The 10,025-nt window shown below is 57.7% G+C and carries 10 protein-coding genes and 1 pseudogene; 1 reads left to right on the top strand and 10 read right to left on the bottom strand.

Features of this window, described 5'->3' with window-relative positions; genetic code table 11:
* The 9 genes and pseudogenes from VN623_RS03135 to VN623_RS03095 form a co-directional block, all read right to left on the bottom strand.
* Positions 1-1,115 (bottom strand): carboxylate-amine ligase (locus VN623_RS03135; RefSeq protein ID WP_325568026.1); only part of this gene is annotated, 1,115 nt, incomplete at its 3' end.
* A gap of 119 nt (positions 1,116-1,234) precedes the next feature.
* A pseudogene (locus VN623_RS03130) lies at positions 1,235-1,873 on the bottom strand (UdgX family uracil-DNA binding protein); the annotation flags it as partial.
* A 64-nt stretch (positions 1,874-1,937) separates the two neighbouring features.
* Positions 1,938-3,068: a DNA topoisomerase IB gene (locus tag VN623_RS03125; protein ID WP_325568024.1), complete on the bottom strand. Its 1,131-nt coding sequence runs from the start codon at positions 3,066-3,068 to the stop codon at positions 1,938-1,940.
* A gap of 339 nt (positions 3,069-3,407) precedes the next feature.
* Positions 3,408-3,983 carry a DUF1236 domain-containing protein gene (locus VN623_RS03120; protein WP_325568022.1) on the bottom strand — a complete coding sequence of 192 codons (576 nt, stop codon included), beginning with the start codon at positions 3,981-3,983 and terminating at the stop codon, positions 3,408-3,410.
* Between the two features lie 402 nt (positions 3,984-4,385).
* Positions 4,386-6,167 carry a c-type cytochrome gene (locus tag VN623_RS03115; RefSeq protein WP_325568020.1) on the bottom strand — a complete coding sequence of 594 codons (1,782 nt, stop codon included), beginning with the start codon at positions 6,165-6,167 and terminating at the stop codon, positions 4,386-4,388.
* A 403-nt stretch (positions 6,168-6,570) separates the two neighbouring features.
* Positions 6,571-6,939 carry a hypothetical protein gene (locus VN623_RS03110; protein WP_325568018.1) on the bottom strand — a complete coding sequence of 123 codons (369 nt, stop codon included), beginning with the start codon at positions 6,937-6,939 and terminating at the stop codon, positions 6,571-6,573.
* A 127-nt stretch (positions 6,940-7,066) separates the two neighbouring features.
* A complete protein-coding gene (locus VN623_RS03105) occupies positions 7,067-7,264 on the bottom strand; it encodes a CsbD family protein (protein WP_325568016.1) in 198 nt (65 codons plus the stop codon).
* Between the two features lie 193 nt (positions 7,265-7,457).
* The gene (locus tag VN623_RS03100) at positions 7,458-7,718 is read right to left on the bottom strand and encodes a hypothetical protein (protein ID WP_325568014.1); all 261 of its coding nucleotides are present in this window, start codon (positions 7,716-7,718) and stop codon (positions 7,458-7,460) included.
* 106 nt (positions 7,719-7,824) lie between these two features.
* A complete protein-coding gene (locus VN623_RS03095) occupies positions 7,825-8,295 on the bottom strand; it encodes a CreA family protein (RefSeq protein WP_325568012.1) in 471 nt (156 codons plus the stop codon).
* Positions 8,296-8,474: 179 nt separating this feature from the next.
* Between VN623_RS03095 and VN623_RS03090 the strand changes: the two genes are divergently transcribed.
* Positions 8,475-9,437: a patatin-like phospholipase family protein gene (locus tag VN623_RS03090; RefSeq protein ID WP_325568010.1), complete on the top strand. Its 963-nt coding sequence runs from the start codon at positions 8,475-8,477 to the stop codon at positions 9,435-9,437.
* Between the two features lie 45 nt (positions 9,438-9,482).
* Here VN623_RS03090 and VN623_RS03085 read toward each other — a convergent pair whose 3' ends face one another.
* The gene (locus VN623_RS03085; protein ID WP_325568008.1) at positions 9,483-9,995 is read right to left on the bottom strand and encodes a hypothetical protein; all 513 of its coding nucleotides are present in this window, start codon (positions 9,993-9,995) and stop codon (positions 9,483-9,485) included.
* Positions 9,996-10,025 lie beyond the last annotated feature (30 nt).

The following is a 10,025-nucleotide window of genomic DNA, read 5'->3' as shown; positions in this document are numbered from 1 at the left end:
ATGAGGTGATCGACTACCGCTACCAATGCGTCGCGTTCACTTGCACCTGTGCTCAAGGTGCTTTTCCAGACGCGCACTTGTCGGTCGGCACTGGTGCCGTCCCTCGCTATCACCCGCAGATTTGAGATCTCTCTTTCACATTCGAGAACCTTTGCATCCTCGGCGATAATCTCACACAGTTCCTCGATTAAGTCTGAGACAGGGATCAGGGACCCGATACTGAGATCTAGCAATTCGCCCGATACCCCGTATCGCTGCGCGCGCCAGCGATTCTCTTCAATCAGCGAAATGGGGTAGGTCCTCCACTTCAGATTGCTCTTTTTCCGTCTCCATAACATCCGAAGGATGCACAGGTAGGCAGCGGCAATCGTCAAGGTATCCTCTAATCGAGGACACACGTCGCAGATCCGCATTTCAAGCGTAGGAAAGCGAGCAGACGGACGAAGGTCCCACCAGATCTTGCTACCATCGTCTATGACGCCAGCATCAATCAGGACCGCCAAAGTACGCTGATATTCCGCCCAGCTTGCGAAAAGCCCAGGCAGCCCCGAGCGTGGCAGACGTCGCAACGCCGTCAGTCGGTATGACTTGAGCTCCGTGTTCACGCCGCGCCAAAACGGTGAAGATGTAGACAACGCAAGAAGATGGGGCAAAAAATAGCGGGCTTGGTTCATGAGATCGATGCGCAAGTCTTCGTCTTCAATTCCCGCGTGGACATGCATGCCGCAAGCCGCAAGCCCGCGAATTGCGCCGGCAAGATCGCGATCGAGCTCATTGTACCGCTCCTTGTCTGTTGTTTCGGTCTCAGCCGGTTGCGCAAAGGGATGTGTGCCGGACGCCAGGGGAGCCAAACCATATTGATGGGCAGCATCGACGACAATTTTTCGTAGACGGTTCAGCTCGGCCCTAGCGGCAGCGAACGTAGACACCGGCTTGGTCCCGATCTCAATCTGAGAGCGCAGGAATTCCGGGCTCACCTGAGACCCGATGTTTTTCTCCAGTTGGCTTAGCAGCTCTTTCGGCGCCACGGCGAGCTCGCGCGTTTTGGCATCGACGAGGTGAAATTCCTCCTCAATTCCGAAAGATAGAGACGGCGCTTTGGCGAGCGTATGCATCTATCAAGTATACATGACAGCTTTGACACTTCTCTACGTTCTATGCAGACGTTGATCGCGAGACCGGTGAGCCCCAACGGCACTCGATACAGCCGCGAGGCGGGAAAGTTTGGTGGCATTCAGTCCCGTAATGTCAATCGCTGATGTCGCTTAACTTTGGTCGATTGCGATGCTGCCAATGAGGCGGCGAGACTGCTGGCCGAGCGGAGATCCTCAACGAAGGCCGCGAAAGCTTCATTTTTTGCCGCTCTATCCGGCACGCGAAGCAGATACGAAGGGTGCACCGTTACATAACCCGGGCCAGCTTCAAACGTTATGGGCCCGCGCTGCTTCATCACTGAAATCGGTCTATTGGCGAGCGCCAACGCGGCCGTCGCTCCGAGCGCGATGATAAGTGTAGGTTGCACGAACTCGAGTTCTTTGAGTAGCCACCAGCGGTAATGTTTCACTTCGCCGACTGTCGGTTTCTGGTGAATCCGGCGTTTCCCACGCTCCTCGAATTTGAAGTGTTTGACGGCATTCGTCAGATACGTTTTTTTGCGGCTTATTCCGGCAGCGGCGAATGCGCGGTTCAGTATTTGACCTGCCGGACCTACGAATGGGCGACCCTCGATATCTTCTTGATCGCCCGGTTGCTCTCCAACGAAAGCCATCGCGGCGTGCATCGGGCCTTCGCCGAGAACGGCTCGCTTGGAGCCTGGCACCAGCGGTTCGGAGGCCGCGATAAGGCGGTTCAACGCCGCGAGGGATTTCGGTTCGGTTACGGTCAATGAATGCAAATCCGCTTTGCCGTTTTTTTATTTATGCAGGCTCCGCGTCCCGTCACATCCTGGTCGTTGCGCAACGAGAATTACCGCGCGCTGAGCCGTTCTTTTTGGCTGAACCCATTCGACGACGAAGGAGCGCCAATGTCGCTTCTTCTGCCGCAGAAAGTTCTCCCAGCCGGCGCGTCAGCTCATTTTCAATCCGTAACTTCGGCGTCTGAACAAGTTCACCTTCCAGGTAGCATTGCAGAATTTCGGGATGCACGTAGCATTTGCGGCAAATGGTGGGCGTGTTGCCGAGCCGTTCGGCGACGCGCGCGATTGCCTGCCTTACGTTTCTTTTGGCCGCGGCTTGGCTCTCGGCCGCTTCGAATTCCGAAAGTGCGACGGCGGCAAGCACTGTGCCCGCCCATGCTCGGAAATCCTTCGCCGAGATGTCTTCGCCGCTGAGTTCTCTGAGGTAACTGTTGACGTCGTCCGAAGTCAAAGCCCGCACGCCTTCATCGGCGGTTTCGTATTGAAAGAGATGCTGACCGGGGAGATCTTGGCAGCTCCGCACAATCCCAGCGATGCGGCGATCTGATATGGCCAGTCGCCACATCTTACCGGTCTTTCCGCGAAATCTGAATCGCATCTCGCAGTTCGAGAACGATACATGCCGGTCTTGCAGGGTCGTCAGACCGAAGCTGCCATTCGTGCGCGCATATTCGCGGTTGCCCACGCGGATCAGAGTGACTTCGAGCAGGGTGACGACCGTTGCCAGGACTTTTTTACGGTCGAGCCGCTTGCGCCGCATGTCCCGACGCAATCGCTTGCGAAGTTGCGGTAGGGCTCTGGCAAATGTCAGGATCTTGACGAATTTCGCCTCGTCGCGTGTCTTCTGCCATTCCTGATGATACCGATATTGTTTGCGACCGCGTGCATCGCGCCCGGTCGCTTGAATGTGGCCGCTGGTATTCGGGCAAATCCAAACGTCGGTCCAGGCGGGCGGAATCGCTAAGTGCCGAATGCGAGCTCTAACTCTCTTGTCTTTGATTGGAACGCCCGATGGCGATAGAAACGAAAAGTGCTTGCCGACGGCCTTGCGTGTTATTCCTGCTTCGCCGTCGTTGACGTAGATCAGCCCTGCTTCCGCGGCGATATCTGCATTCTCCGGCCGCTCTGCTCGGTTGCCAACATCCTGAAGCATTGACTTTGGCCCCGTTCATTTGACGCCACTGCGCTGTGGTCAGCATTACAAGCGTCAATAACGAATCGCGTGTGTAGACGTAAAAACAGCACCGCCGAAACGCTCGTGGTTGTGGGATTGTTCAATCTGGCGATAGGTTCGCTATTCAGAGGGGCGCGTCAATTATGAGCCGAACTCATGGGTTGAGAACGGGCCACGTGAGAATCCAAATTTTGGCTTTCGGTCTTTGAAGAAGAGAGAGCGATGAAAGTTGCATCGCTCCGAGCGCGGTGTGGATCGCCATTGACGAAAGCCGCCGAGGGCTAATCTCGGCGGCTTTGCTTTTTTCATGGGTGTGCCTTACGCGATGACGATAATATCAACGACCTCAAAGGTATCCGGATCGACGATGGCGACACGATCGTCGTCCAGCATGATGTAGGAATAGCCACGATAGTCCGGAACGATCAACACGATGTCTTCCGGAATCGGATAGAGGTGCACTGAATGCGGTAGAGCGACGCCGACGTTGACCGAAACCCGGAGGTTTCTTGCCGGTTCAACATGATGTCGCGAGAACACCGACCCCACACGAGTCCTTTGTTCCTTTGAAATGTTCGTGATCGATCCTTTGCCGCCGGAGCGTCCTTCAGTACCTTCGCTGGTGCCGGTCGAAGCGTTGCCCTTGCGGTTTTCGCTCCGAGACTGTTCATGTCTTGTCTTGTCGTCGGCCCGCTCATTTCTTGCGGCGTCGCGATCCGATTTTGCGTTTCGGTCGGAAGCGTCAGACTTGGCATTGTGCTCGGATTTCATGTCTCTCGAGCGAGTATTGTCTTCGGACCTGCGCGCGGAGCCGCCCTTTTCATCCGAACGGGCTGCCGAATTATCTTTCTGATGGCCAGGCGCATAATCTTTGGCGGATTGTCCTTCCTTCATTTGACCCGGCGCCAGGTCTCTTGCCGAGCCGCTATCTCTCATTTGGCCGGGGGCGTGCTCCGAGGCAGGGTTCGTAGCGCCAGCACCCCTGTCGCCGCGATCCATTTGATCAGCGAGCGCAAAAGACGTGGATGCAAGAAGGGCCACCGCTGCAATTGAATACTTCAACATTCAACACTCCATTTATTGCCACTCGCCGGACCCATTCGTTCAACGATCATAACCTCGGGAAGTTCCGAGAGTGCCGCGGCAGACGGCGTTCATTGGGCAAACGATGGCCTCCCGGCGCACTGACGCACGACGGTAATGGACTGAAACAATCGTCAAATTTTTCGCGAGGGGCAGGAGATGCTCGGAGCGATGCAAGTTCCTTCGCTCCGAGCGCGCTGTTTGCAGACGCCGCTAGTGTTTCTTCTGATGCCCGATTGCCCACACGTAGGCCGCGACGGCTTGCAGATCTTTATCCGACAACGTCACGCCGCCCATCGGGGGCATGGCGCCGGGATGTTGCTTGGGTACAGGCACGCCAGTCGTAATGGTTTTCGTGAGGGCCTCAAGGCTGCCGTCTCCCCAGAGCCACGTGCCAGTTGTGAGATTGGGGCCAACGGGTGTGCCGACGCCGTCGGCACCGTGACAGCCCGCGCACGTCGCGCCGGCAACTTCGCCGGAGAAGATCTTCCCGCCGAGCGCAACCTGTTCACTCGTTCCTCCTGGCGGCACAGGAAGACCGGCCTCCGGATGAATGCCCTCAGGCGGCAATACATTAGGCGAAGCGGCGGCTTGCGATGCCGGAACAGGGGCCGCCTCCAAAGTATTCGTATTGGGGTCGCCGTTGAAAGTTATGCGCCAGATGCGGCCCTTGACGTCGTCCGAAACATAGAGCGCGCCGTCCGGTCCGACGGCAAGTCCCGACGGCCGGTAGGCGGCCCTGCCTGGGTCTTTGTGGACGCCGGCAAATCCATCAGCGAATACGATGAACTTGCCGGATGCCTTGCCGTCCGCCATCGGCTGGAAAACGACCGAGTATCCGCCCTGCGGTCCCGGTGCGCGGTTCCACGACCCGTGGAAGGCGACGAAGGCGCCGCCCCGATAGACTTTTGGGAACGTTGCGCCCTTGTAGATCTTGATATCGTTAGGCGCCCAATGTGCGGGAAACGCTGCGACCGGCGGAGTCTTTTCGGCGCAAACCCCGATCTTCTTCCCACCGTCGCCACCATACTCCGGCGCCAGCACGAGCTTTTGCTGAGTGCCGTCGAAGTAGCAGCGCGGCCAGCCGTAATCGGCGCCTTCCTTCAACTCCACGACCTCTTCGGCAGGCAGATCGAAACCTTGCTGGACGGAATAAAGTTCGGGCCAGTCCTCATGCAGCTGGTCGCGCCCGTGCTGCGTCACATACAAGCGGCCGGCCTCGTCGAAATCGAAGCCCTCGCCGTTTCGCAAGCCCGTTGCGTACCGTTCAGCGGGTGAAAATTTTTGATCGAGCTTGTTGGCGTCATAGCGCCAGACGCCGGCGCGCGTTTTCTGCTCGGTGCAGGGATCATTGCCTTTCGAATGCGGCATCCTGTTTTTGATTTCGCAGGTATTGGTCGCCGAACCCATCTCGACGAACAGGTTTCCATTCGCGTCGATCGCGAACCCATGCATCGGATGGTCGCCGGTGATCGGCATGCCTGAGAGAACGGTCTCGGCATTTTGCGTCGGCACGATCTCTCCGTCCTTCAACGCGTAGCGCACGATCCGATCATTGAGTTCAGCGTAAAGCCAATTCTTGTAGAGGCCGATGCCAGTGCCGCCGTGGCCGCCTTCTGCGAACGTCTGCCCGAAACGCTTGACGACGTCGGCTTGCCCTGAGGCTTTGGTGTCTTTCAGCGCCAGCAGGAAGCCGCCGGGCGGGACAGGCGCATTGTTGTAATAGACGCCGCTCCACGTGTTCACGTAGACGGTGCCGTCTGGCGCCACGACAAGTTGACGGGCGTGGCCGACGTTGTCGGCAAAGATCGTTGCGCAGAAGCCTTTCGGCAGGCTGATGCCGCCGTTATCCGCTGGACAGGCGGACGCCTTGCTTTCGGGCGCCGCCGCTTGAGCTGACGATCGCGTTACGCCGCCGAATTGCACCGCAAGCGCCACAAGACTCGCCGCCGATGCCGACATCAACCAACCGTGCTTTTTTACTGAAGCCCACATACTCAATCTCCATCTCCTTAGAAGTCTCGCGCCGGTGCAGCGGCCGCGCTCGGCGGAACAGGAAGTTAATGCGCCAAAGCACATCGTGAACGGCATCTAGCGGGGAGCGTTCCCCTTTTTGGATTGAAAAGACGTGAAGGCGGCCCCTTCGGTAGTCCAACTCGTGTCGCCCTTTGTAAGGACTGCGAGTTTTGACTATTGGAGGTAACAAGTTGATCCGGAAGGTCAACCGCGCTCCCACCAAAGTATGTATTATCCTGGCAGAAACAATACGCGGCGCCGGCTTGGTTTCAAGATCTCGCAGTCCGTCGCTGAATCGCTTGACGCGCGTGGTTAAGAAACTCATTCACGTCAGGTCTGAAGCAAGGTGATCGCGATGGCCTCGGCGTGATTCCGATATCGGTCATTGCCGCATCAGATATTTTACATCCGAAAGGGCTTCGGCTTCCTCGAGAAGTGCCTCACCCACAGCCGTTGCCTGCGATGGACTTAGCCCGTAGGCAGCGTCATCCTCAAAACGCAGCATGACGAGCGGCTCGTGGCGTCCGTGCCCGACGGCATAGCGTTTCGGCATTTTTGTGAGGCGTTCACGCGCCGCCGGATCCGCTGTCGAAACTTCAGCGAATATCGCCGTCAGCGCAGCAATGGCGTCAGCGCCTAAGCTGAGCACTTGCGAACGACCCTTGATGTCGGAAAACGAGATTTCCAGTCTTGAGCGCGACCGGTCAAATTCAGTGCGCGTGACCATCTCCGCAAGAAATTTATCTGCCATGCCAGCCCCCCGCCAAGTCGAGAAGAGTATCAGGCGAGTTTCGCGCAGCAAACAAGGGGCCGTGTCATTTTGATAACAAGAAAGGCCCGAATTGCGGGCCTTTCCAAAAATTACTCGAAGTATGTGATTAAAGAGTATTCGTCCATTGATCGATTTCGCTCTTGGCTCTGTCTTTAGCGTATCCGTAGCGCTCTTGCAGGATGCCCTCGAGCTGCTCACGGTTACCGTTGATCTGGGTCAGATCGTCGTCTGTAAGCTGACCCCACTTTTCTTTTACTTTGCCGGTAAGCTGCTTCCAATTGCCTTCGATACGATCCCAGTTCATGCGCGAGTCTCCTTTTGCTGCCTGCCGAGAACGTGCGGAGGCGCGCGTAAGTTCCAAGGAATGCGCACGACGTCTCCCTTTTCTTCAGTGAACCGCAGTCAAAACGCTGCTACCCGCAAACATACGGCAGACGCAAAATCGCGAACTAGGCTGATGCCGATGCCGAGTGCCTTCGCATGCTGCGGGAAGAAGGCTAGCCGGCCGACTTGCGGTCGCTGATCGTTTCCCGTGACGCGCTTTTGTTCTGCTCCAATCGCACGAGATCCGTAGGACCGAAGGTCTTTTCCCACTCTTCGCGTGCCCTGCTGACAATGCGTTGCAATTCAGCGTGGGAGTAATCGGCCGAGGCTGGGTTTAGTTCGCAGTTCGTCTCGATGACCAGGATCGTTCTACCCGTGATGCAGCCGTCACGGACCTCACCTTCGACGTACATGAGCGCGATTCCTGGGTGCATGGGATTTGGCTCTCCAACCACCAAGCACTCTGTCTGTTTCGGATTTGAGGCGAAAGGCTCATTCGGCGGTTTTGCACCACTAGAACAACATGGCCTCGAGACCCGTTTAGCGACCGGCCCACGGCATGATCGGAACCGTCGAGATTGAATTCTGCGGAGAGCCCTCGATCAGCCTATCGCTGATCGCAACATAGACGAGCGTGTTGCGGGCCTTGTCGACCGCGCGGAACACATGGGTGTGTTTGAAAAACAGCGACGTACTCTCGGAGTAGACCTTCTCTTCGCCGGCCAGTTTGGAGATGTCGACGCTGATCGGACCGACCTGGCGGCAAGCGATGGAGAACCGCGACGGATCTTCGGCCAGTCCAAACGTCCCCTTTAGGCCACCCGTGCGGGCTTGGCTGATGTGGCATGTAACGCCGGGGACTTTCGGATCGTCAAAGGCGCTCACGCAGACCTTATCGTTCGGCCCGATGAGGCGGAACGTCGTGCTGAAGCAGGCAATATCCTCCGCTTGAGTGCTGCCCGAAGCCAAAGTCAGCCCGCAAAGCGCAATTGCGGTGTTAAGGTATTTCATCCGGCCTCCGAGCGTTGCATGCAGTATTCTGGCATATGCCGTTAGCATTATGCCTGACCACAACTTAAGGCCGCGACAGCGCGTTCGTCTGGATACCTGAACTTACTAGGACGATGCACGTTGTGCACCTTGGAGGCCGCCCAAGCGCCGCGGCCGGGATGCAGGTTTCAGAGGGCCCGATGGCAAAGGAAAAATTCGCACTGGCATTGGGCGGCGGCGGTGCTCGCGGCTGGGCCCACATCGGAATACTGCGAGCCTTATCAAAAGCCGGATTAGACCCCGACATCGTCGTCGGCACGTCGATCGGGGCCATCGTCGGGGGACACTATGCTGCCGGCCGCCTCGACCGGCTCGAGGACTTTGCGCAGTCCCTGACGCGGCGGCGCGTATTCAGCTTCCTCGACCTCAGCGTGTCGGGTTCGGGCCTTATTGCCGGCCAACGGCTTTTCGACCGGTTCGACGACCATCTGAAAGGCTTGACAATAGAAGAACTGCCGGTGCGGTTCGCCGCCATTGCGACCGACCTTGCCAATGGTCATGAAATCTGGCTGCGGCGCGGTTCTGTTACGGATGCCGTGCGAGCATCATCCGCCATTCCCGGCATCGTCCGCCCGGTGAGCTTGAATGGCCGCTGGCTGATCGACGGCTGTCTTGTCAATCCCATTCCGGTCTCGGTCTGTCGGGCGCTTGGGGCGCGCACCGTCGTTGCCGTAAATCTCACCAGCGAATTCGGCAGAGGCAGCATCCTCATCGATGACGAGGTTGAAACCGACGAACCTGTGCCTATTGTAGAAGAAGTGCCGCCGATTACCCGCTGGAACGGCCAGGGCGCCCTTCAGCTGTTGCACCGCCAGCTGTTTGGCCATCGCCAAGACGCGGCGCCGGGCATCACGTCGGTGATCTTAAACTCGTTCAGTATTTTCCACGACCGCATTGCGCGTGCTCGGCTTATGGGAGATCCGCCGGACCTCTTGATTGCGCCTGACCTCGCCGAAATCGGGGTTTTGGACTTTCATCGCTGCGAAGAAATGATCGCGAGAGGCGAAGCGGCCATCACGCCGCATCTGCCGGTGATAGAGCGCAATGTGAATGCTTCGTCGACGCCTTCGCACACCGCCCACCTATTTTCCGGGCCGTCCTAGAAGCCATTCCCTTTGCAGTCGCCGTTCGTTCTGTGGGGTGGCCGGCTATGGGTTGGCCAGCGCTCGATCGATGTCGACCGGCGTGCAGCCCTGGGCCCGCAGCAGAGAATTGACGGCGTTCGCCTCTTTGCGCGTCTCGGCAAGTTTGTCATTTTTTTCGACGTCGACGAATGCCTTTCCCTGAAGGCGCTCGAACGCAGCCTCTAGGCTGTTCGGAACGGCGGTCTTCTCCGCTTCGATCTCAGCCTTCAATTTCTTCATTTCGGTAACGTGCTTCTGAATGAACGCATTCAGCGCCGCGCACGGATCGGCCGGCGTTGGGGAATCCGCTTGTGATTTCGATTTATGGTGCTTGGCCCAGCCTTGGTCGCTGTAACCAGCCAATCCACCGGCGAGCATACTGATGCCGATCGAAAGGTGAACGAGCCGGACGGCACCGCTTCGTCGAGTCGAGATCGTTGGCCCCGCCATCATGTGTTCCCAAACGTTGTAATCGCAAAAGCTTCGCCGCAACTGATGCGAACGACGGGATTTGAGAATTCCGTCGCGATTCTTCAAGCGGCCGGATGACCCGCGCGGTGCATATCA

This window comes from Hyphomicrobium sp., assembly GCF_035572195.1.
Taxonomy (GTDB): Bacteria; Pseudomonadota; Alphaproteobacteria; order Rhizobiales; family Hyphomicrobiaceae; genus Hyphomicrobium_B.
The sequence above is the reverse complement of the archived record's forward strand: the minus strand, read 5'-3'. Positions and strand labels throughout refer to the sequence as shown.

Coding starts and splice junctions, on each gene's coding strand:
- VN623_RS03120 (WP_325568022.1), bottom strand. CDS start 3,983: ATGAAGGAAGGACAATCCGCCAAAGATTATGCGCCTGGCCATCAGAAA.
- VN623_RS03110 (WP_325568018.1), bottom strand. CDS start 6,939: ATGGCAGATAAATTTCTTGCGGAGATGGTCACGCGCACTGAATTTGAC.
- VN623_RS03095 (WP_325568012.1), bottom strand. CDS start 8,295: ATGAAATACCTTAACACCGCAATTGCGCTTTGCGGGCTGACTTTGGCT.
- VN623_RS03115 (WP_325568020.1), bottom strand. CDS start 6,167: ATGTGGGCTTCAGTAAAAAAGCACGGTTGGTTGATGTCGGCATCGGCG.
- VN623_RS03090 (WP_325568010.1), top strand. CDS start 8,475: ATGGCAAAGGAAAAATTCGCACTGGCATTGGGCGGCGGCGGTGCTCGC.
- VN623_RS03100 (WP_325568014.1), bottom strand. CDS start 7,718: ATGCACCCAGGAATCGCGCTCATGTACGTCGAAGGTGAGGTCCGTGAC.
- VN623_RS03105 (WP_325568016.1), bottom strand. CDS start 7,264: ATGAACTGGGATCGTATCGAAGGCAATTGGAAGCAGCTTACCGGCAAA.
- VN623_RS03125 (WP_325568024.1), bottom strand. CDS start 3,068: ATGCTTCAGGATGTTGGCAACCGAGCAGAGCGGCCGGAGAATGCAGAT.